The organism is Alcanivorax sp. MD8A (genome assembly GCF_002888555.1).
Lineage (GTDB): Bacteria > Pseudomonadota > Gammaproteobacteria > Pseudomonadales > Alcanivoracaceae > Alcanivorax.
The window spans coordinates 1-19,875 of sequence record NZ_AQOQ01000047.1 but is presented as its reverse complement, the minus strand read 5'-3'; the positions used below and the strand labels follow the sequence as shown (position 1 = coordinate 19,875).

The 19,875-nt window shown below is 57.4% G+C and carries 20 protein-coding genes; 12 read left to right on the top strand and 8 right to left on the bottom strand.

Annotation, left to right across the window (positions count from 1 at the left end):
• Nucleotides 1-62 precede the first annotated feature (62 nt).
• Both A15D_RS16005 and A15D_RS16000 read left to right on the top strand, forming a co-directional pair.
• Entirely contained in the window at nucleotides 63-1,415 is a 1,353-nt protein-coding gene (locus tag A15D_RS16005; RefSeq protein ID WP_102792755.1) for a sensor histidine kinase, read from the top strand.
• Between the two features lie 182 nt (nucleotides 1,416-1,597).
• Nucleotides 1,598-3,652, top strand: coding sequence for a TonB-dependent receptor domain-containing protein (locus A15D_RS16000; RefSeq protein ID WP_102792754.1), 2,055 nt, complete (start codon nucleotides 1,598-1,600; stop codon nucleotides 3,650-3,652).
• 63 nt (nucleotides 3,653-3,715) lie between these two features.
• On the opposite strand, the gene A15D_RS15995 is transcribed toward A15D_RS16000, so the two are convergent.
• A complete protein-coding gene (locus A15D_RS15995) occupies nucleotides 3,716-4,144 on the bottom strand; it encodes a DUF4168 domain-containing protein (RefSeq protein ID WP_102792753.1) in 429 nt (142 codons plus the stop codon).
• Nucleotides 4,145-4,500: 356 nt separating this feature from the next.
• On the opposite strand from A15D_RS15995, the gene A15D_RS15990 reads away from it, so the two are divergent.
• Together A15D_RS15990 and A15D_RS15985 are read left to right on the top strand one after the other, a co-directional pair.
• Entirely contained in the window at nucleotides 4,501-5,211 is a 711-nt protein-coding gene (locus A15D_RS15990) for a phosphoadenylyl-sulfate reductase (RefSeq protein WP_102792752.1), read from the top strand.
• Nucleotides 5,212-5,456: 245 nt separating this feature from the next.
• Nucleotides 5,457-5,885 (top strand): hypothetical protein, encoded by a 429-nt coding sequence (locus A15D_RS15985; protein WP_102792751.1) that lies wholly within the window; start codon nucleotides 5,457-5,459, stop codon nucleotides 5,883-5,885.
• A 135-nt stretch (nucleotides 5,886-6,020) separates the two neighbouring features.
• On the opposite strand, the gene A15D_RS15980 is transcribed toward A15D_RS15985, so the two are convergent.
• The 4 genes from A15D_RS15980 to A15D_RS15965 form a co-directional block, all read right to left on the bottom strand.
• Nucleotides 6,021-6,260: a YheU family protein gene (locus tag A15D_RS15980; RefSeq protein WP_102792750.1), complete on the bottom strand. Its 240-nt coding sequence runs from the start codon at nucleotides 6,258-6,260 to the stop codon at nucleotides 6,021-6,023.
• 138 nt (nucleotides 6,261-6,398) lie between these two features.
• On the bottom strand, nucleotides 6,399-6,791 hold the full coding sequence (locus A15D_RS15975; protein ID WP_102792749.1) for an MAPEG family protein: 393 nt from the start codon (nucleotides 6,789-6,791) through the stop codon (nucleotides 6,399-6,401).
• Nucleotides 6,788-8,653: a bifunctional tRNA (5-methylaminomethyl-2-thiouridine)(34)-methyltransferase MnmD/FAD-dependent 5-carboxymethylaminomethyl-2-thiouridine(34) oxidoreductase MnmC gene (gene mnmC, locus A15D_RS15970; protein ID WP_102792748.1), complete on the bottom strand. Its 1,866-nt coding sequence runs from the start codon at nucleotides 8,651-8,653 to the stop codon at nucleotides 6,788-6,790. Before mnmC ends, A15D_RS15975 begins: the two co-directional genes overlap by 4 nt.
• A gap of 79 nt (nucleotides 8,654-8,732) precedes the next feature.
• Nucleotides 8,733-9,437, bottom strand: a complete 705-nt coding sequence (locus A15D_RS15965; protein ID WP_146026907.1) for a hypothetical protein — start codon at nucleotides 9,435-9,437, stop codon at nucleotides 8,733-8,735.
• Nucleotides 9,438-9,728: 291 nt separating this feature from the next.
• Here A15D_RS15965 and A15D_RS15960 point away from each other — a divergent pair, with 291 nt between their 5' ends.
• Complete coding sequence (locus tag A15D_RS15960) at nucleotides 9,729-12,287, top strand: ATP-binding protein (protein ID WP_233192274.1); 2,559 nt, start codon at nucleotides 9,729-9,731, stop codon at nucleotides 12,285-12,287.
• 13 nt (nucleotides 12,288-12,300) lie between these two features.
• Here A15D_RS15960 and A15D_RS15955 read toward each other — a convergent pair whose 3' ends face one another.
• Nucleotides 12,301-12,609, bottom strand: coding sequence for a hypothetical protein (locus A15D_RS15955; RefSeq protein WP_102792745.1), 309 nt, complete (start codon nucleotides 12,607-12,609; stop codon nucleotides 12,301-12,303).
• A 270-nt stretch (nucleotides 12,610-12,879) separates the two neighbouring features.
• On the opposite strand from A15D_RS15955, the gene A15D_RS15950 reads away from it, so the two are divergent.
• The 3 genes from A15D_RS15950 to cmoB all read left to right on the top strand — a co-directional run bounded on the left by A15D_RS15950 (nucleotide 12,880) and on the right by cmoB (nucleotide 15,250).
• Entirely contained in the window at nucleotides 12,880-13,326 is a 447-nt protein-coding gene (locus tag A15D_RS15950; RefSeq protein ID WP_102792744.1) for a hypothetical protein, read from the top strand.
• A 224-nt stretch (nucleotides 13,327-13,550) separates the two neighbouring features.
• Nucleotides 13,551-14,282, top strand: a complete 732-nt coding sequence (cmoA, locus tag A15D_RS15945; protein WP_102792743.1) for a carboxy-S-adenosyl-L-methionine synthase CmoA — start codon at nucleotides 13,551-13,553, stop codon at nucleotides 14,280-14,282.
• Nucleotides 14,282-15,250: a tRNA 5-methoxyuridine(34)/uridine 5-oxyacetic acid(34) synthase CmoB gene (cmoB, locus tag A15D_RS15940; RefSeq protein WP_102792742.1), complete on the top strand. Its 969-nt coding sequence runs from the start codon at nucleotides 14,282-14,284 to the stop codon at nucleotides 15,248-15,250. Before cmoA ends, cmoB begins: the two co-directional genes overlap by 1 nt.
• On the opposite strand, the gene A15D_RS15935 is transcribed toward cmoB, so the two are convergent.
• Nucleotides 15,230-15,928: a diguanylate cyclase domain-containing protein gene (locus tag A15D_RS15935; RefSeq protein ID WP_102792741.1), complete on the bottom strand. Its 699-nt coding sequence runs from the start codon at nucleotides 15,926-15,928 to the stop codon at nucleotides 15,230-15,232. The two genes, cmoB and A15D_RS15935, sit on opposite strands and share 21 nt — an antisense overlap.
• Nucleotides 15,929-16,131: 203 nt before the next feature.
• Here A15D_RS15935 and A15D_RS15930 point away from each other — a divergent pair, with 203 nt between their 5' ends.
• Nucleotides 16,132-16,458: a hypothetical protein gene (locus A15D_RS15930; RefSeq protein ID WP_102792740.1), complete on the top strand. Its 327-nt coding sequence runs from the start codon at nucleotides 16,132-16,134 to the stop codon at nucleotides 16,456-16,458.
• Here the strand turns inward: A15D_RS15930 and A15D_RS15925 are convergent.
• Nucleotides 16,455-17,204, bottom strand: a complete 750-nt coding sequence (locus A15D_RS15925) for an SCP2 sterol-binding domain-containing protein (protein ID WP_102792739.1) — start codon at nucleotides 17,202-17,204, stop codon at nucleotides 16,455-16,457. The genes A15D_RS15930 and A15D_RS15925 overlap by 4 nt on opposite strands.
• A gap of 232 nt (nucleotides 17,205-17,436) precedes the next feature.
• Between A15D_RS15925 and A15D_RS15920 the strand changes: the two genes are divergently transcribed.
• The 3 genes from A15D_RS15920 (at nucleotide 17,437) to A15D_RS15910 (ending at nucleotide 19,587) form a co-directional block, all read left to right on the top strand.
• Complete coding sequence (locus tag A15D_RS15920; protein WP_102792738.1) at nucleotides 17,437-18,657, top strand: DUF445 domain-containing protein; 1,221 nt, start codon at nucleotides 17,437-17,439, stop codon at nucleotides 18,655-18,657.
• On the top strand, nucleotides 18,658-18,978 hold the full coding sequence (locus A15D_RS15915) for a hypothetical protein (RefSeq protein WP_102792737.1): 321 nt from the start codon (nucleotides 18,658-18,660) through the stop codon (nucleotides 18,976-18,978).
• A 165-nt stretch (nucleotides 18,979-19,143) separates the two neighbouring features.
• Nucleotides 19,144-19,587: a phasin family protein gene (locus A15D_RS15910; RefSeq protein ID WP_102792736.1), complete on the top strand. Its 444-nt coding sequence runs from the start codon at nucleotides 19,144-19,146 to the stop codon at nucleotides 19,585-19,587.
• Nucleotides 19,588-19,875 lie beyond the last annotated feature (288 nt).

The window sequence follows — 19,875 nt, the reverse complement described above, 5'->3', positions numbered from 1 at the left end:
ATAGAGGGGGCGAGCCAGCCTGAAAGACTAGGCACGCAAGGCGTTATTCAGAGGCTCCCTAGATGCTCAAGACTTTTCGACGTTTCTCCCTGCTTTGGCGCCTGGCGCTGGTGCTGGTTGCCACCGCGGTGGCAACCATGGTGTTTGGTGTCTGGCTCACCGGCGAGCTACGCAATAACGCCCAGCGGCTGGATGAAGATGGCAAGCAGGTGCTGCATGGCTATGCCCGTGAGGCAGAGCAGGCTTGGCTGACGGGGGGAGAGCCGGGGGTGGCGGCTTGGCTGGCGGTCATGCGCCACCGCGAAAGTGGCGACATCATGGTGGTCAACGACCGGGACCAGTCCCTCAGTGGCACCCCACTGACGGAAAGCGAGCGTTCAGGGCTGCGTTTCCAACGCGGTATCAATGGCCGAATGAGTTTCCGCTACGGCGCCAATATGCCCTACATCGGGTTGTTGTTTCCGACGGTGCCGGAGCAGGGCAGGCTGATTATGCAGCTGCCTCCCCGCTATCGTCCCGGCCAGAACTGGCCGCTGTTCGAAAATTTGCTGTTGGTTGGGGTGCCGACCTTCTCGGCACTGATTCTTGGGCTGCTCCTGTTCTGGCGTGCGCGGTTGCCCTTGCTTGCCCTGCAGCGACAGGTGCTGCGATTCAAGGATGATGCGGATGCCCGGGTGGCTTCCCCGTTGGCCGATCGTCCGGACGAATTTGGTGAATTGGCCCGCAGCTTCAACCACATGGCTGAGCAGGTGTCTGCCATGCTGGCCACCCAGCGCCAGCTGCTCAACGACATGTCTCATGAGCTGCGTACCCCGTTGAGTCGCCTTGCCGTTGCACTGGAAGGGCCGCTGGATGAGGCATCGTTGCGCGAACGGGTGGCAGCAGAACTGGAACGCATGCGCACCCTGGTGGACGACACCCTTGCACTGGGCTGGCAGGACACTGCGTCGGCAGACAGCCTGGAGTCGATCCCGGTGGCTGCCTTGTGGGACATGGTCACCGAGAACGCGGGCTTTGAAAGTGACTGGCCGTTATCCCGTTTTCCCGTTGACCTGCCAGAGGGGGCTGCCATCAAGGGGAATCTCAATGCCCTGGCCCAGGTATTTGAAAACCTGGTGCGCAACGCCGTGCGTCATTCTCCTGAGGGGGGGGAGGTGTCGCTGGTCGGTAGACCCCGGGCAGGCCGTTGGCATCTGACCATAACGGATCAGGGGCCCGGTGTGCCGGAGTCCAGCCTTGAAGCGATCTTCGCACCTTTTGTCAGGCTGGATGCGGCTCGTGATCGGAGTGGGTTCGGGCTGGGGTTGAGTATCGCCAGCCGAGCGGTGCACCGGTTGGATGGAGATATGTGGGCAGAAAACGCCCACCCGGGCTTGCGTGTGCATATCAGCCTGCCTGCGGCAGACCCTGTATAGAATGTAAATTGACTTTATTTGCAAATAGTAACGAATATCATTCGGCTCCTGTCGGGTGTATCCACCCGGGTTGCTGGCAAACCCTCCACAACAAAAAGCCTGATTTAGCCAGATGGGGAACGACGAGCGAGCGGGCTTCGGGTGGGTAACAACCAGCGTTGTTTTAATTTTGGGAGCCTGAAATGTCTTTTACTTGCCGAAATGCTGATCCCCTGCGGTCGTCTTCTTTTCCCAAACGGGCCCTGAGCGTCCTGGTTGCTGCCGCGATTGCCGGGGGAGCTCACGCAGAGGAAGCGAATGAGCTGGATTCTATTGTGGTGGTGTCTGCGGCCGGTTTCGAGCAGAACATCAATGAAGCCCCTGCCACTATGTCGGTAATCACCGGCGATGAAATTCGCGACAAGTCCTATACCAATATTACCGATGCGCTGCGTAATGTGGCGGGTGTCAATATAGTCGGCAGCGGTGTCGAGCAGGGTGTTTCCATCCGTGGCATGGCGCCTGAGTATACCCTGTTCCTGATCGATGGTCGGCCGATTGCCGGTGGTGACGCCTTTGACCTGTTTCGGGGCACCGTCGGGGGCAACAGTGTCAATCTGCTGCCGCCGGTGGAAGCTATTGAGCGGATCGAGGTTATTCGCGGGCCGTCGTCTTCACTTTACGGCACCGATGCCATGGGCGGGATCGTCAACATCATCACCCGCAAGGTGCTCAATGAGTGGAGCAGCAGTGTGTCCACCCAGGCGACGCTGGCAGATGCCGACAGCACCACCAGCACTGACAGCTTCCAGAGCAGCCTGGTCGTCAATGCGCCGCTGGTTCAAGACAAGATGTCCATGCAGTTTACCGGTGGCTTCCAGAGCGTGGACGAAAGCACCTATGTGGGCGATGGCTCTACTCCGGAGTACAAGCAGAAGGACTTCGGCACCAAGTTCGCTTACAACCTGAATGAGCACAACGTTTTCACGCTGGGCAATAACTTCTTCCAGGGTGAACGCTCCCGCCGTGCTGGAGTCAGTCTGGATCCTAACGCCACGGATGCTGACAGCGATGTGAACTATAGCCGTTCAGTGCGTGAAACCTACTTCGTGACCCACGAAGGTAACTATGATCGTATGATCTGGAATTCCTACATCAACTATGATGATTCGGCCAACCGGATGAGTGATGTGGAAAGCTCCGTGCTGTCGGTGAACACTCAAGCGACGACCTTCCTGAGCCGTCACACCGTAACCGGTGGGCTTAATTACAAGCTGGAAGAGTTGGAAGACGGTGGTGAAGTGAACACCATGAACCCGGACGAAATTCTGGAACGCTACCACTGGGCGGCTTACCTGGAAGACGAGTGGGCGATTACCCCCAGCCTGGCGCTGACCTTGAGTGGCCGTTATGACAAGAACGAAGATTTCGGCGATGAAGTATCACCCAAAGCCTATCTGGTGTATCACCTGACCAACTCTTTCATTCTGAAAGGTGGCGTAACCAGTGGTTTCAAAGTGGCCGACTTGCGCTCGGCTTCGCCTGAGTTTGGTATGAACTCCCGTGGAGGTGTACGTCTGGGTAACCCGGATCTGGTGCCGGAAACCAGTCTTAACCAGGAGTTTGGCTTTATCTTCGACAACCGGGAAATGGGCCTGAATACCAGTATCACGCTGTACCAGACCGATTACGAGAACAAGCTGACTCGTACGGATCGTATCTGCCAGCCCAATGTCGAGTGTGACTACAACGGGACCACCTATCCAGCGAACCCGAATGGCTATACGACCACGGTCAACCTGGATGAGGCACAGCTGAAAGGGATCGAGCATACGCTGGACTATCGTATCCTCGATAACCTGCTGTATCGCCATAACTACACCTATACCGAAAGCGAGTACGCTGATGGTGAGCAGCAAGGGGTTCCGCTCAACGATAATCCCAAGCACATGTTCAATGCGTCACTGAACTGGGAGGTGACTAACCGTCTTGGCCTGTGGTCGCAGATCAACTACCGGGGTGAGACGTCTGGCAATCTGCTGGTGGTGCGAGGGAATGCCACCACGGATCTCGATCCGGATTCCGTGCATGATGCTTACTACTACTACGACGTGGGTCTGAATTTCACGCCCAAGCAGGACATGAGCTTCAACTTTGGTGTCTATAACGTGGAGAACAAGGAAATCACCATCGAAGATGGCTACAGCTCGACACTGGATGGACGTCGCTATGTGCTGGGTGCGGTATTCCGGTTGTAATAGCCCGACCGGTTGATCGCACGAATAACAACGCCGGCAAAAGCCGGCGTTGTTGTCTCTGGCTTACATCATTTCCTGGATGCGGGCACGGAAGTCCGCGTCGTATTGCGCCAGTTGGGCGATCTGGTTGTAGGTCTTCAGTTCCAGTCCGCTGTCTTTCACGGCTTGCACCATTTCCTTCTGGGCGTCGCGTTGCACTTTCATGGCTTCTTCAGGCTGGTCTTTCTTCGACATCAACTTGTCGGAGTACTTCTGCTGGATTTCACCCATTTCTTGCTGGGCATCTGCGAAGGCTTCCAGATCCTTGTTGGAAAACTCGGAGGCCTTGGGCAGGTCAGGCTGTTGCATGGGGGCCTGTTGTTGCATGGGGGGGTGCTGCTGCGACGTTGCAGCGTTGGGGCTGCCCGGGTTGCCTGGTTGCTGGGCAGAGGCTGTGGCGGCGAAGGTGGCAGACAGCAGCAGGGCGCCGAGGGTTGTCATCCGTTTATTCATGGTTCATCTCCTTGTCAGATACTCCCCTCCAAAATAAGGGAAGCGATGTACCAGTGATGTTTCACCGGTGCCTGCACGGTCCGACCGCCCTCACGCCACAAGTTCGACCGGAATTGTTAAAAGACGATTCAGGGTGAACCGGTTCTCGTTCCAGGGGGAGAGGCAGCCGACATCGCCTGATCTTTATATGCAAATATGGATCTATATGGTCCCGTAGCGACATGGCATCGACAGTGCCGGGGGAGAGCACGCATATTCATTAATGGAATAAAAGTATCACCATATATTCCTTTATTATATTCTCTGGCCCCCTATGATGACCCCTCGCAAATCCTGTTTTGAGGTAGTGAAAGATCATGGGTAGTGCACAGCTGATTACACGTTTTGGTGACAACACGGCGGGCCTGTCGAAGGACACCCTGGCGGAGCTGAACCGTGTCTATCGTTCGCTGAGCTTTGAAGAGCGTATCCGTCGTGTATATCAGGACTTTCCCCCTGAGCGGATTATGGTGACGTCTTCTTTCGCCGCCACCTCCGCCTATTTCCTGCATATCATCTCCAGCATTCGTCCGCAGCAGCCGATCCATTTCATTGATACCGGCTACCATTTCGACAAGACGCTGGAGTACAAGGACTATCTGGTTGAACGATTTGGCTTGAGCGTTATTGATGTGAAGCCAGACCCGGATCACCACCAGGTTTCACAGGAAAACCGTATGTGGGAGACCGACCCTGATCTGTGCTGTCAGGTGAACAAGGTCACTCCGCTGGAAGAGGCCAAGGAAAACTATGACTTGTGGATTTCCAGCCTGATGGGCTGGACCACCGAGCATCGTTCTGGCCTGGAAATCTTTGAAGAGCGTCGCGGGATGATCAAGTTCAACCCGATGATCGACGTGACCAAGGAGCAACGCGACGATTACATCCGCGAGCATGACCTGCCGTTTCACCCACTGGTGGAAGAAGGCTATGACTCCATCGGTTGCAGCCATTGTACCTTTAAGGGTGAAGGCCGCGAAGGTCGCTGGAAGGGCAACAACAAGACGGAGTGTGGTATCCACCTTTAAGGTTGAGTGCTGTTCCAAAAGCGGGCGCCATTGGCGCCCGTTTTTTTGGAGGAGGTATTCTGTCCTGTCGGGAACTCATACAATCTTGCGTATCCCTCGCCCACCGTTCGGGCACGGCTGCGGGCAATTGGAAAACAGGCAATCGCACAAACATGGGATGCGAAGGGAAAAGCGAGCCAGTCCCTGTATTTTTGTGGTCGGGTCACGGTAAGCTTGTCGCTTGATTCTGTTCGTCGGGGTGTTTTTTGGATAACGAGTCCATCGTTTACGGCTGCATCAAGCATTTGCCGTTTGGCTCTTTGCAGGAGCGCAAGGCCAGCTGCTTTCAGAACCGTCGTGCCATACGCCAGTTACCCCAGGCGGATGAGTGGCCGTTTCTTTGTCGCGAAATGTTTTCCGTGCCGGGCGATGATCTGATGGGGGGCACCTTCCAGACCCAGGTAATTCACTTTGGCATGTCTTACCGTGCGGTGGAATACGAATGGGAACACTGGATCGCCAAGTTCGAATCGCTGCTCAAGAGCATGTACTGGGTCAACGCCGTCGTGCATCTGGAGACCGAACTTTCCGGCTTCCACACCTTTGTCTGGGACAGCGCCGACGTTTATCACGAGCCCTCAGACATGCCCTTGAGGGTGAGGTGTGAGTGGGCGCGTGAGGGGGCGATTTCTTGAGTTAACAGTTAACAGTGAATAGTGAACAGTTGCGCGAGCAACCTTTTTAGTTCTTGAACGTATGAGGCCGCGCCCAGAATCTGAGCGCGGCCTCATACGTTGATCAACCCCAGGTCGCTTTCGCGACGCTGTTAACTATTCACTGTTAACTGCCTCATCAGCCTGCTCCTTTCCCATCACCCCCACACTCTCGGTCGTTTCATCAAACACGACAAATGCTTCGCCTCGTTTGAGCTGCTGGCGGACCTGCTCCACTTTGGTGGCGGTGGGGATTTCGGTGTCGCCGTAGTCGGTGCCATCACGGGTGACGAATTCCTCGATCAGGTTGTCGAGGGTGTCGGCGGGGATGTCTTTCCAGGGAACGATGAGGGGCATAAAAATCAGTGAACAGTTAACAGTGAATAGTGAAAAAACAAGCTATGAGCTGCGAGCTTCTAGCGGCGAGGCGCGGAACAGATGCTAAAAACGTATCGAGTTCTGGCGCGACTCGTGGCTCGAAGCTCGCAGCTGTCTTTAGATGATCAGCAACTGCACCCCGGCCGCCAGAATCACAATCCAGCTGGTTAGAATGCCGAGTTGGCGGGGTGGGTTGGCGCTGCTTTTGGGCACCAGCATGCCGTAGGCATAGAGCAGGCGACCTCCGAGTAACAGGGCGCCATAGATATGCAGGGCAGTGTCACCGCCGCCGTTGATTTCCAGCAGGGCCATCAGCAGCAGCGCCAGTGGCACATATTCCATGGTGTTGCCGTGGGCGCGAATGGCGCGGTTCACATCTTTGTGACCGCCATCCCCCAGCGACACTTTCTTGCCCAGGCGAAAACGCACCACGTTGGCAGCCAGGGCGATGACAAGAAAACCGCACAGGGCGGCGTAGACGGCGGTGATCGGCAAGCTGACGAGGTTCATGGTGTCCATCCTGATTGTTTTTTACGTTTGCGCACAATAAACCGGTCTGGCGCGAGGGCGTCAACCAGTTGTTGGTCCACAGGCAGTGGATGATTGCAGATCAGATCGGCAATCAGGTCGGCGCATAAGGGGGTGCCGGTAATGCCGCGACTGCCATGGGCCAGATTCAGATACAGGCCAGTAGCAGAGCGGTGGGGGTTATCGGTGGCAACGGGCAGGGGACCGCACAGGGGCAGGAAATCGATACTCTGGCACCGGAAAGCCACGCGACGGTCCACGATGTGGATATGTTCGCCACCCAGCTCCAGCCATCGCTGGGGAAGATAGCGCTGAAGCTGTGCCAGATTGGCCTGATCATCCTGCTCGCTGGCCACGGGGCTGTCATTGTGCAGATCAAAGGTGGCGCCGACACAATGCAGGTCATCCAGAGCCGGGGTCAGGTACCCACCATGGCATTGTGCCTGCTGCCACAGGCGGGAGGCGTCGGTGGCCTGACAGTAGCTCACCTGTCCCCGAATCAGTTTGAGTGGTAGCCACTGCAGGCCTGGCAGGGTTGCGGTGTTGGCTGCGGTGCATAGCACAATGGCATCGGCTTGCCGGTCTTCCCCATTGTCCAATGTGGCCGTCGCGGGCTTGCCTTCGTGTACCGCGATGACGCGCGCTTGTTCGATGCGAATGTTGTCGTGGTTCAGCAAGTGCTGACACCATCGCGCCGGTCGAAGATAGCCGCCCCCCACCAGCTCGGCTGTGTGCTGCCCCTTTGCGATGAGCAAGGCAGAGGGCCAGGCCCCTGTTTCCATGGCCTGGGTCAGTTTCTCCCGCTGCTTGTCATCCACATAGTGCTGGAGGACACCGTTGAGTTGTCCATCTGTCTCGTCACGCGGAAATGCCTGGCGCGCTAACCAGCGTAAGGCGTGGCTGTAACTTTGCTGGTAGAAGCGGTTTTGCGGGGTCAGGTGGGCACTGGGAGTGCTGTAGACCACTCCGGCCAGATTTCCGGAGGCGTGCTGGGCGATGCCATCGGCGTCTAGCACGGTGACTTTACAACCGCGCTCCGCCAGAGCGTGAGCGGTGGTAGCACCGGCAAGCCCGGCACCGACGACGATGACGCTGGGCGCTGAGGTCGGGGTGGGATCAGGAGTCGCGTGGTGGATTTCCCCGATCAGCATGTGTCGCTTGTGCCCAAAGCCCTTGTGCTTTTTCATCTCGAAGCCGGCTTCCTGCAGGCCGCGGCGGACAAAACCTGCCGCAGTAAAGGTGGCCAAGGTGCTTCCCGGCTGGCTGAGTCTGGCCATTTGGGCGAACAGGGCCGGTTGCCACATATCAGGGTTGCAGGCGGGGGCAAAACCGTCCAGAAACCAGGCGTCGACAGGGTGCCGGAAGAGAGGCCAGCACCGCTCGGCCTCGCCGTAGAGCAGCGTCAGGCTGATATTGGGGTGAAGTTTGAGCCGATGCTGGCCGGGGGTGGCAGGGGGATACTCGGCCAGCAAGGCGCGAGACAGTGGCGACAGTTCCGGCCAGTGCGCCAGAGCGGTGTGCATATCGTCCAGTGTCAGCGGGTGTTTTTCTACCGAGACCAGGTGCAGGTGTGCCTGGCTCGGTGCGGTTTGCAAAAAAAGCTGCGCTGCGAGCAGACAGTTAAGGCCGGTACCAAAGCCGGTCTCCCCCACCACGAAGAGATCTCCGGGCGAGAGGGCGGCGAATCGGTCAGGCAACCGATTGCCTTCGAGAAATACGTAGCGGCTTTCCGCCATGCCATCCTGCCGGGAGAAGTAGGGGTCATCATAAGCTGTCGCGACGGGGGTGTTGTCTTGCCAGTCGACGGACGCAGGTTGGATGGGGGAAAAGGTCGAGGATGTCATGCGAGCAGAGGCCAGTGGGGCGGGCAGAAGTAGGTGCGAGTGTAGCGCAGTCGTTGTTGGCTTGCTTGTCGAACGAGGACTAAGGGGCCGGCGCGCCACTCTTGTGGGCTTCTGGTGCGCTCTGGGCTGCACGAAATTCGGCCAGTGCCCGTTTGGTTTGTTGCAGCAGCCAGCGGGTATTTTGCTGATAGCTGGCATTATTGATGCGAATGAATACATTGGCATCACGGGTGATCAGCAGGGCCTGGTTTTGCACCGGTTTACCGGGTTCGATCCAGCGCATTTGTACCTGTGCGGAGGGGGAGCCCTCCAGGTCGACCAGCGTTTCATTGAGAATCGACAGGGCATTGGCCGGGTTGCTCAGGGCCCGTTGCACCCGCCGCTGGCGGATTTCACTGTAGAAGCTGGCCACTGAACGGTTCTGGTCCATTTCCTGCCAACCGGCGGGGAGAGCGCTGAGAATGATATAGAGCGATTCCTGATTGTCCGGGTGCTGATAGCGGAATGTGCGGGCATGCGCGGAACTGATCTCGCCGCTAAAGGTCATTCCCGCCAGGTTTTGCGGGTACGAATAGTGCTCCAGTTCAGCCGGCGCAGCGGTCAGGCTTTGAGGCAGGTTGGGTTTGGCATCGGTGCTGGTTTTGAGTTTGTTGAGCTTTTGGGCGTGAAGTGAACCTTCATCTTTGCTTTCAGGCGGGGTGGCGCAGCCGCCGGCCAGCAGCAGCGTCAGCAGGCATGCCAGCAAAAGAGTTACACGGCCTGAGCGGCATAGTGTTGTTTTCATCGGTGCAGTCGACGTTGTGAAGGCAGTCATAATTGGCACGAGGTTAGCACAACACGGAACAGAAGCACCGGAACGTTGTAGCAACGTTTTACAGTAGCCGCTTGGGTTTCGCGTGTTCATGGTGTTGAGTGGTGGCAAACTAGGGAGACCTCGGACTTGCTCCTTGCGTGCTCAGTCTGTTCGCCCCCTCGAAGGCCAAAGGGCAGAGAAGGGCGCGCTTTTGAAGGTACATTGGGTATGCAAGGAGCGAGTCAGAGATTCCCTATGTACACCCCTTTTCGGGACAGGTTGATGGAAAGACCATCACAAAGTGGATTGCAGAGTGGGCAGGCGGTGGCCATGTTGGTGGCTCTGATCTCTGTGCCGTTTGTTATCGCCGTCTTCATGATGGTGCAGCAGCGTTTGGCGGTGCAGCACACCCATGCGGCGGCGGCTGATGATCTGGCGCTGTTTCAGGAAGGGCTGGCGGCGCTCGATCCGCTGAGTGATATGCGCGATCTGGCGGCGGTCACCATTCATACCCAGCACCCGGACATTCTTTCCCGTTACAACCTGAGTCAGGCACGGGCAGCCAGTCGCTTGCAGGTTTTTTTGCTCAATGCACGGTTAAGGGATGTCCCCGGACTTAACGAGCAGGCTGCATTGCTGGGTGAGGCCTGGTCGACGTTAACGGTCAAAACCGGTATCCCGCTCGAAGATGTGGTGGGGCCATTTGATAACGTGAATCAGGTGAACGAACGTCTGAGTAATGCGTTGTCCACCCTGTTGTTTGTGTCCGAGTTGTCCAATAATCAGGGCCTGGGGCCCAATGAAGTGCTGTCCTTGCCGCTGGGGTCTTTCCGGGTGGCGCGGGAAAATATCGGCCTGATCCGTGCACTTGCCCTGTATGTCAGCTTTCGGGGTGGATACCTGGGTGACAACGATGCCCGGCGTCTCGAAAACGCCTGGCAGCAGCTGAACCACCAGCTCACCATCATCGACAGTGAGATCAAGGCGCTGGTCGCCCGTACTGGGGCGGTGCGTCTGCAGCAACAGTGGCATCTGGTGCAAACCGAAGTTCAGCGCTATCTGGGCTGGGTTGAGGAGGGCATGATTCTGGCCCCTCGGGTGGAGCTGGACTGGGAAGAGGCCTATGATCGCGGCCACCGTGCCATGCACTCCCTGTCCGGTATGTCAGAAATGCTGGTACTGCTGGCAAGCCGTCTTCATCAGGTCAATCTCGACCAGCAATTGCGCCGCAATACCCTGCAGATCGCCGCCGTGATGTTGCTGTATGCGATGTTGCTGGGGCTGGCCTTGATGCTGTATCGCTACAATTCGAGGGCCATTCGCGCACGGGCCGAGAACCGGGCCAAGGACCTGTTTCTGGCCCGCATGAGCCATGAGATCCGCACTCCACTTAACGGTGTGATCGGTCTGGCTGAACTGCTGCGCGAAACGAGCCCGTCGCCCCGGCAGCAGGAATACATCGGTTTGATCGAAACGGCCGGGCGTACCCTGAATACCCTGGTCAACGACGTGCTGGATTATTCCAAGATTGAAGCCGGCAAACTGGACCTGGTGGCGGAACCATTTGATTTGCCATCGTTGATGGTGGAATGCGCCCAGATGTTCAACCTGCAGGCCAGCGATAACGACACCGTCGTCGTGCTGGATGTGGATGAGCTTTGCCCCTCGGTGGTGGTGGGGGATGCCATTCGTCTGCGTCAGGTGCTAATCAACTTGCTGGGCAATGCGGTGAAGTTTACCCGCAGAGGCAGGGTGGTATTGACCCTTTCCAGCCGCAAGAACGCTGGCGAGACGCCTCTGCTGACGTTCGCGGTCACCGATACCGGCATTGGCCTGAGCCCGGAGGAGCAGTCTCGTCTGTTTCAACGTTTTTCCCAGGCCTCACCGGACACGGCCCGTCACTATGGTGGCACCGGACTGGGGCTGTCTATCAGCCGTGAGCTGGTCGCGCTCATGGGCGGCGAGATCAGTGTGAAGAGCGCCCCTGGCAAAGGGGCACGATTCAGCTTCTCGATCCAGTTGCCGGTAGAGCAGGATGCGGTGCCCATGGCTCAAGTACCGGCCCCCCCTGCCTGGCTGTGGGACTATCAGGGCAGCTTGCGGGACTGGTTGAATGACGATCCCCGCTTTGCCGCCATCAAGACTCTCGTTCCGGGGGCGCCCCTGCCAGAACTTGATGCCACGAAGGGGGCGCCAATTCTGCTGGTGAATGGGCTGCCTCCCTTGACGGTGCTGGAGGAGCAGTTGGCGGTGGCGGCGAGCCAGTGCCCGGATATCCACGTGGTGCTACTGGTGGGGATGCGTTACGAAAAACCGGAGGGCCTGCCAGACAGGGTGTCCCTGCTGCGACGCTCTGTGTTGACGGTGCATGAGCTGCTGCTGCTGTTCAGCGGGGCATCCATGTCGGTTCCTCCTGTGCTCACGCGGCGGCAGGTGCCGGAGCGTACTGCAGAGTTGCGGGTGCTGGTGGCAGAGGACAACCCGGTCAACCAGATGGTGACCCGGGGATATCTGGAACGACTGGGGGTGAATCAGATCGACATCGCGGCAGACGGTGCTTTGGCGCTGGAGTCCTATCATGCTGCGGAAGGCGGGTTTGATCTGGTCCTGATGGATCTGGATATGCCGGTCATGGATGGCTTTCGCTGCGCCAGGGAGATCCGCAATCTGGAGCGCCGTGAGCGCTGGGAGCCCTGCCTGATTCTGGCGCTGAGTGCTCACGCAGTTGCAGAGCAGGCGGGGCCGATTCGCGAAGCGGGGATGTCCGGTCAGCTGATCAAACCGCTGTCGTTGGCTGCATTACAACGGGCGTTATCCGACTTCCTGGGTGTGAACCCCTGAATTTCCTGTCGTCCTACGGGAGGAGTACGACCAATACATCCTGCACTGATTCTGGCAGTGCAGGAGACATGCTCAAGGTTGCCACAAAAAGCAGCAGCATGGCGGTCAGTGTTCCGGAAAGGGGCTGGCGCGCGATTACGTGATGTGCGGTTCCGGCGGCGGCCAACAGTAACCCGCCATAAAACAGTGCCATGCCCAACAATTGCAGACGAACGTCGGTGACCATTAGCAGGCCGCTGCCACTCAAACCGGGGGCAAGCAGCGGCAGCGATGGGACAAGTCGTACGGGGGGGGATACGACAGGGATTGCTTCGCTAGTCATACTTCAGGACTCCTGACATCAGCGGGATGAGACGGTTTCACTGCTATTCCCAATACACTTGAAAGGCCAAGCAAAGGTTGTGCCGAATCGTTCCCTGACCGACCCGGCAAAGGGTAGTCACCGGGAATGACGGTTATGTGACACCCTGGATACGAAAAAAGGACTGGATTGTCATACAATTTAAACCTTTTTACAGGATTGCGGTTACCAAAGGTAACTATTTGTTCGTATAATTCGCTCATTCTTTCATCGTGGTTCGAGGGATCCCACATGCGTACGTTGATGGTGTTGTTGCTGGCTGCCGTTTCATCCGTGTCACAGGCCCAACTGACTTCAGGTAGCGCCAGCCGTCTTTGTCAGGCCGCCAGCCAGGAAAGCGCTTACGGTGCACTGGTTGACGAAATGATCGAAAGTGGCGAAGTGGCGCTGACCGCCGGCGCAGAGCTGCTGTCCGTATCTTGCGCTGACGGTCAGACCGTACTCAGCCATATGGTGAATGGCATGCATGCCGAGAACCTCGAATACGCCGTTATTGATATGGGGCTGAGCCTGTCTGGCACTACCGTCAATCTGGATGGCCAACCCCTGAGCCTGGGTGAAGCCATGGCTCGTCTGGGAGAGCGGGGTAGTGTGGATACCCGGGAATTCGTGAATGCCTATCTGGATGACCTGGCGGACGAAGACTTCAATCCGAACCTGCGCCTGAGTCTCAAATAACCCTTTGTTGTTTTCTGTATTCTTTTAGCCCGGCTCTGCCGGGCTTTTTTATGGTTCACCCGGGACGACAAGATGTGCGACTGGCTGGACGTCAGACTCCTGTGTGGTTCCGCGGGTGTCACAGTGGCGGTGTTTGCGCTGCGATAAGGCGCTAATCGGGCGGCCCTCAACAGCAGGGGATCAGGCAGCTATAATCGCGCCCTTGACCGTTATCCAGGATTGCTATGTCAGACCAGCAGGATCGCATCTACGCCACGGCCCATGATCAGGTGGCCCGGTTTTCCTTCGATGAAACCGTCGTAAAGGTGTTTCCCGATATGATTCGGCGTTCGGTGCCCGGGTATCCCACCATGATCGACATGATCGGGGTGCTGGCGGCGCGCTACGCCCAGGCCGGCACCTGTCTGTATGACCTTGGCAGTTCGCTGGGGGCTGCGACGACGGCCATGGCGGCACTGACCCGTGAGGTTGGGGTGCCCATCGTGGCGGTGGATAATTCCCCGGCCATGATTGAGCAGGCAGGTGTCCTGCTGCGGGAGGCAGGGTTGGCCGAGCGGGTCACGTTGACTGAGGCGGATGTAGCGTCCCTGTCGTTCGACCCCTGCTCCATGGCGGTGTTGAATTTCACCTTGCAGTTTATTCCGCTGGCGCAGCGTGATGATCTGATTCGGCGCCTGGCGGAGGCGACGGTACCCGGAGGGATTCTGGTGCTGTCGGAAAAAATCCGTTTCGAAGAGGCTGAGGAAGATGCCCAGCAGATCGAGTTGCATCATGCGTTCAAACGAAACAATGGCTACTCGGAGCTGGAAATCAGCCAGAAGCGTAATGCGCTGGAAAACGTGTTGATACCGGAAACCCTGGCCGCTCACGAGGCGCGGCTTCGGCAGGCGGGTTATCGTCAGATCCATGTCTGGTTTCGTTGCTTTAATTTCATGTCTCTGTTGGCGGTGCGTTGATGCTCGAACGTTATCTTGATGAATGCGGGCAAGCGCTGGGAGAGACGTTCTCACCGTCAACACGAGATACCCTGCTGGCGCTGACCCGGTCCCGGTTAATCGACAAGCCCCATGGGGATCTGTCGCGCTGGATGGCCGCGTTGCAGGCCTTGCCGCCGGGGCCTGCGTTCCACCAGCTTGGCGCAGACACCCTGACACTTGGTGAATCGGGTGAGCATCCCCTTGAAGGAGTGAAAGCCGCGCTGGAAGGGCTGATCCCCTGGCGCAAGGGGCCGTTCAACTTTTTTGGCGTGCAGGTGGAGACCGAATGGCGGTCTGACTGGAAATGGCAGCGGGTTGCGCCGCATCTTTCGCCGCTCGACGGGCGCCGTGTACTGGATGTGGGGTGTGGTAGTGGTTATCACTGCTGGCGCATGGCTGCAGAGGGGGCGAGTCAGGTCGTGGGGATCGACCCGACCATCCTGTTTCTTGTCCAGTATCTTGCGGTGAAGCGATACGCGCCGGAGGTTCCTGTCTGGTTTTTGCCGCTGCGAATGGAAGAATTGCCTGCGGAGCAGCAGAATTTCGATACGGTGTTTTCCATGGGGGTGTTGTATCACCGCCGATCACCATTGGACCATATTCTGGAATTGAAGGGAGCGCTCTTTCCCGGAGGGGAGCTGGTGCTGGAAACCCTGGTGGTGGAAGGCGATGAGCGCACCGTGCTGATGCCGGAAGATCGTTACGCGGTGATGCGCAATGTGTTTTTCCTGCCGTCGGTGGCCATGCTGACACGCTGGTTGGAGCGCTGTGGCTTTACCGATGTACGTTGTGTTGACGAAGCCGTAACCACTGTGGAAGAGCAGCACGCCACGCCGTGGATGCGTTTTCAGTCCCTGCCAGACTTTCTTGACCCGGATGACCCGACCCGAACCCGTGAAGGGTACCCGGCCCCACGCCGGGCAGTGTTACTGGCACGCAAGCCGTGATGGCGTGCGGGTAGAAAGATCCAGCAGCCGGTCCACCAGAACCATTCTGTCTTCCTCTGCCATGGCGGTGAGCGCAGGCATGAGCGTGTCAATAAACGCGCTTGCGCTGTTGTCCTGTTGCTGTTGGAGCAGTTCATTAACGATGTCGGGTTCGGTGCTTGCTTGCGTGCTGTTGGCAAGGAGCGTCTGGGTTTGCGGTGATAACAGGATGGCATCGTGCGATGCCGGCTGCCGCAGCAGTTTGACCGTATCGTTGACCAGCCGGTTGGCTGTGATCTGTCGGTTGTCCTGAGAAGTATGAACGCCAACGCGCAAAGGTACCTCTATCTGGAATTCATCCATCTGCAATGGCTGTTTGAAATGGGACAGCAGTCGTTCGGCCACGGCCCGTGCGCCGCTGGCAGAGGTGGCCGGAAGGATGGCGAGCATGATGTTGCCGCTGGCATAGCGCAGCAATATATCTTCGCAGCGTTTATGGCTGTTGAGGATGCGACCTACATGCATGGCAACGGCCTGGGTTCGGTCCTGGCCAATCTCGACAGAGAGGGCGGCCACTTCAGAGAGCTCGATGGCCAGCAGACTGATGGGTTGTTCATGTCGGCGGCACAGGGAGAGGGCTTGTCGAATGGCTAACTGACTATGACTTTCCTGGCTTTTTGTTCTTGTCGCGACAGTCATTGGCACCTTTTAACCTCACGGTAAGATGCGCTCCTTCGCTTTGTGTCGGAATGCGCCGGCGTCCTGCCGACGAGTGTTCACTTTAATCCCTTCACTGTGGGTTGGCATGAGGTGCATACTTTATTTAACAACAATGCCGGCCTTTGTTACGCACAGGGCGTAGCCATGACTCCGGCGTTCCAAACCCGATTGAGGTCAGGACCATGTCCGTTTTCTGGATGCTTGCCACTGCCATCAGCAGTTCGCTGATTACATTGATTGTCGTTGCGTTGTGGGGGCACTTCTATTTTCAGCCTCGCCTTCGCAATAACCTCCAGAGGGAGCTGGACGAACAGGTAGAAAACGCCGCCCAGGTGATTTCCGAGCGAGTGGAAGAGGGGGTGCGTCGCGGGTTGGTGGAAGGCGTGCGTAATTTACCGTCACGGGAGGTGCTGGAGGGTGCCAGCCGCAGCCTTGCCCGTACGGGTGCCGAATTGGTGAGTGAACGACTTAGCCAGATTTTCGGCAGCCCTCGCAAGGACCGGGATTAGCGTTTTCCCGGAATGAGCCGAGCCACAAGGCAGGCAATGCCCAGGCTGAGCATGGCTAGCGAGAGCGTATCTTGTTGCAGGGCATGCCAGCTGGTTTCCCACAGGCCTGCCGTTTTCAGGACCGAGAACAGGATCAGCAGCATGCCTGTCAGGCTAAAGAACTGATCAAGGCGGCGGGCCCGCTTCAGGTCGCCGCGCAGTTGCTGCAATTCCTCAAGGATGTCTTCCTGCAAAAGCTGCTGGCGAGCTACCTGCTCCGCGAGCTGTCCCACATCGGCTGGCAGAGTGGCCAGTTTCTCCAGCCAGACCGGGTCTTCACGACGCAGCAGGCCTAGCAGTTCCTTTAGGCGGACATGGTCGTCGAGCCAATTGCGGATAAGTGGCCACAGGCTGAAGGTTTCGATCAGGTCATTCAGGCGAGCAAGATGCTCGTCGCTGGCATTAACGCGGATGGCGGATTGATCAGAAAGCGGCTCGCGGGCAAACAACCAGTGCACCAGTGCGCCCAGCGGGGCCCGGACCCGAACATCCACGGCACCTTCGTAGTCGGTCAGCAGTTCAACCCCGTCCTCATAAATCAGGACATACAAAACCCACAGCGGCCGCTCGGCACGCACGCGCACAACCGTGCCGTGCAAGGCTGCGAGTTTTTCGCGCCCGGTCTGGGTGCCGGTAAGCGCCTGGTTAAGGGCACTCTCCAGTCCACCAAGCACAATGAGCTGGGGAAAACTACCACTTTGAGGCATAAACGACGGGGTTTCCTGTCCTGAATTGGTGCGCGAATGGCTTATTCGCGTCCACCCGGTTTCTAAAAATTACGTTATCTTGCTTATATTTGGGAAGACAGCTCCCTATACTATGCACTTTCATAAATAAACAACATTGGCTTTATTGACCGGGATGGCAGAAAGCGGGACCTGTTTGCCTTGGCACACTGTCTGTACAGTACGGTGGCCCTTGGAGGGGAGTAGTTTTTAAATGCTGGAATCGTTGCTTTCGTACCCGGATTTCTGGAAGTACGTCAGTATCCCGTTTATTGCCGGTGCCGTTGGTTGGACAACCAACTGGATGGCCGTGCAAATGACCTTCTATCCCCTGGAGTTTCTGGGGATCCGCCCGTTTTTTGGCTGGCAGGGGATTATCCCTTCCAAAGTGGAAAAAATGGCTGGCATCGTCGTCGACAAGGCGCTGTCAAAACTCGGCAGTCTGGACGAATTCTTCCGGGAAATGGAACCCGAGAAGATCGCTGCTCACCTTACCCGGACCATTCAATCCCGTATCGAAGAATACACCGATGAGGTAATGACCGAGCGCAACGCAGTGCTGTGGGAGAACCTCCCCTTGCTGGTGCGCAAGCGGGTCTACAGCCGTGCTCGCCGTGCCATCCCTGCGGTGATGGACAATGTGGTCGATGACATCAGCCGTAATCTGGACAGCCTGGTGGACATGAAGCACATGGTTGTCACCCAGATGAGCGAAGACAAGCAGCTCATGGTGCAGATGTTCCGCGAAGTGGGTGATCCGGAATTCCGCTTCGTGACCAACTCGGGACTGTACTTCGGGTTTCTGTTTGGTCTGATTCAGGTGCCGGTGTTTATCCTGATGCCCAGTAACTGGGTGTTGCCGCTTTTTGGATTTCTTGTCGGGATTGCGACCAACTGGCTGGCGTTGAACCTGATTTTCCGTCCGCTTAACCCGGTGAAGGTTGGCCCTTTCCGGATTCAGGGCCTGTTCCTGAAACGTCAGAAAGATGTGGCAGAGTCGTTTGCCCGCCTGTCCACTGAAGAAGTGATCACCCTGCGCAATATCATGTACCAGGTGGTGAATGGGCCCCGCGGCGACCGCACCAAGGCCCTCATCAAACGGCACCTCAAGCCGTTGCTCAATGGTGGCGTTGTGCGCACGGCTGCTCAGCTCACGGTTGGACCGGAAGGGTATGCAGACCTGAAAAAAGCGGTAGAAGAGAAAGCGGTGGATCTTGCCGTCGAGCCATTTGAGGATCAGGGCTTCAACCGCGAACGTGGTGCCATCGTCGAAAAAATCATGTCCGAACGCATGCAGGCGCTTAGCTCCGGGGAATTCCAGGATCTGTTGCGGCCGGCATTTCAGGAAGACGAGTGGATCCTCATTGTGGTGGGGGGCTTCCTCGGCGCCATGGCCGGGGTCTTCCAGCTGGTGTTCATGTTCGGGGTATCATAAGTGGAAACGCTGCAGATCGACGTCACCACACTGGGGTGGTTGTTATTTGCAGCTGCAGTAGCGTCATCTCTGCTAACGCTACTGGTTCTGGGGTTGGTAGGGCACTTCATTCTTGGCCCCAGAATCGAGCGAAAGATTGATCGTCGTCTGGAAGAGGGGGCAGATCGGCTGGAAGAGCGTTTGCGAAAGCGTTTTGTCGACCTGCTCACTGGCCGTTCCCGGGAGGTGATTCGTGACCGGGCCATGGATTTGGCGCGTGGTGTGGGCCTGATTGGCGGGCGCCGGCCGAACCGGGATGACGACGACGAGCCGCAAAGGTAACAAATACGGATAAAATGTAGGCGCTTGATTCTGTCTTGAACGATTGTCTGACAGAAAACTGCCACCCTTCAGTGTCACCCTCTTATACTTCTCTCCGCGTTGACGATGTTGTGTGTTGTTTTCCCGCTGCATTCGCTCGTGGAATTGCCTTCGGGAGTTTGGACCATGTCCGATAATCAGAACGAAAAAGAAGGGCGCGTCAGCCCGTTGAAAGCCCTGACAGGGGCGTCTAGAGACATTCGCAAGTATACCCACCAGATCTGGCTGGCCGGTTTGGGCGCTTTCGCTCGCGCGGAAGAAGAGGGTAGTGGCTTTTTCGATGCCTTGGTTGAAGCCGGGCGTGAAGTGGAAAAGCAGACCAAGGACAAGACCGAGTCCCGGGTCGAAGAAATAAAGGAACGGGTTCGTCATCACACCGGCGAAACCATGGAAAAGATGGAGAAGGCCTTCGATGATCGTTTGAACAAGGCGCTGTCCCGCTTGGGCTTGCCTAACAAACGTGAAGTGGAAGAGCTGGAAAAACGGGTGCAAGAGCTCACCAGGGCACTGGATGATGCGGAAGACAAGGCACCGGTTAAGCGTCAGTCGCGCAAGAAAAAGGCCGACTGAGCACCAAACAGTGTTGTAGCGCACACCGCTAACCCCTTAGTGGTGTCTTTTGACGGGTACCCCCCTCGGGTACCCGTTTTTTTTTTGGTTCATCGCGGATTTGAGGGAGAAGCCCGATAGCTTGCCGTAGGAGCGTAGCGCATCATCGCGCTCCTTGTCGGGTGTTCTCTATTTTTGTGTGGGAGCCTGCTTGCAGGCGATGGGGGAGAGAATCGCTTGCAGGCAAGCTCCCACAGGTGGCATCACCAGGGCGCAGAGAGCGGATCGGTTTCTTTGTAGGAGCGTCGC

What these genes read in the sequence shown, in the direction of transcription:
- A15D_RS16005 (WP_102792755.1), top strand. Translation starts at nt 63, where the DNA reads ATGCTCAAGACTTTTCGACGTTTCTCCCTGCTTTGGCGCCTGGCGCTG.
- A15D_RS16000 (WP_102792754.1), top strand. Translation starts at nt 1,598, where the DNA reads ATGTCTTTTACTTGCCGAAATGCTGATCCCCTGCGGTCGTCTTCTTTT.
- A15D_RS15995 (WP_102792753.1), bottom strand. Translation starts at nt 4,144, where the DNA reads ATGAATAAACGGATGACAACCCTCGGCGCCCTGCTGCTGTCTGCCACC.
- A15D_RS15990 (WP_102792752.1), top strand. Translation starts at nt 4,501, where the DNA reads ATGGGTAGTGCACAGCTGATTACACGTTTTGGTGACAACACGGCGGGC.
- A15D_RS15980 (WP_102792750.1), bottom strand. Translation starts at nt 6,260, where the DNA reads ATGCCCCTCATCGTTCCCTGGAAAGACATCCCCGCCGACACCCTCGAC.
- A15D_RS15975 (WP_102792749.1), bottom strand. Translation starts at nt 6,791, where the DNA reads ATGAACCTCGTCAGCTTGCCGATCACCGCCGTCTACGCCGCCCTGTGC.
- mnmC (WP_102792748.1), bottom strand. Translation starts at nt 8,653, where the DNA reads ATGACATCCTCGACCTTTTCCCCCATCCAACCTGCGTCCGTCGACTGG.
- A15D_RS15965 (WP_146026907.1), bottom strand. Translation starts at nt 9,437, where the DNA reads ATGAAAACAACACTATGCCGCTCAGGCCGTGTAACTCTTTTGCTGGCA.
- A15D_RS15960 (WP_233192274.1), top strand. Translation starts at nt 9,729, where the DNA reads ATGGAAAGACCATCACAAAGTGGATTGCAGAGTGGGCAGGCGGTGGCC.
- A15D_RS15955 (WP_102792745.1), bottom strand. Translation starts at nt 12,609, where the DNA reads ATGACTAGCGAAGCAATCCCTGTCGTATCCCCCCCCGTACGACTTGTC.
- A15D_RS15950 (WP_102792744.1), top strand. Translation starts at nt 12,880, where the DNA reads ATGCGTACGTTGATGGTGTTGTTGCTGGCTGCCGTTTCATCCGTGTCA.
- cmoA (WP_102792743.1), top strand. Translation starts at nt 13,551, where the DNA reads ATGTCAGACCAGCAGGATCGCATCTACGCCACGGCCCATGATCAGGTG.
- cmoB (WP_102792742.1), top strand. Translation starts at nt 14,282, where the DNA reads ATGCTCGAACGTTATCTTGATGAATGCGGGCAAGCGCTGGGAGAGACG.
- A15D_RS15935 (WP_102792741.1), bottom strand. Translation starts at nt 15,928, where the DNA reads ATGACTGTCGCGACAAGAACAAAAAGCCAGGAAAGTCATAGTCAGTTA.
- A15D_RS15930 (WP_102792740.1), top strand. Translation starts at nt 16,132, where the DNA reads ATGTCCGTTTTCTGGATGCTTGCCACTGCCATCAGCAGTTCGCTGATT.
- A15D_RS15925 (WP_102792739.1), bottom strand. Translation starts at nt 17,204, where the DNA reads ATGCCTCAAAGTGGTAGTTTTCCCCAGCTCATTGTGCTTGGTGGACTG.
- A15D_RS15920 (WP_102792738.1), top strand. Translation starts at nt 17,437, where the DNA reads ATGCTGGAATCGTTGCTTTCGTACCCGGATTTCTGGAAGTACGTCAGT.
- A15D_RS15910 (WP_102792736.1), top strand. Translation starts at nt 19,144, where the DNA reads ATGTCCGATAATCAGAACGAAAAAGAAGGGCGCGTCAGCCCGTTGAAA.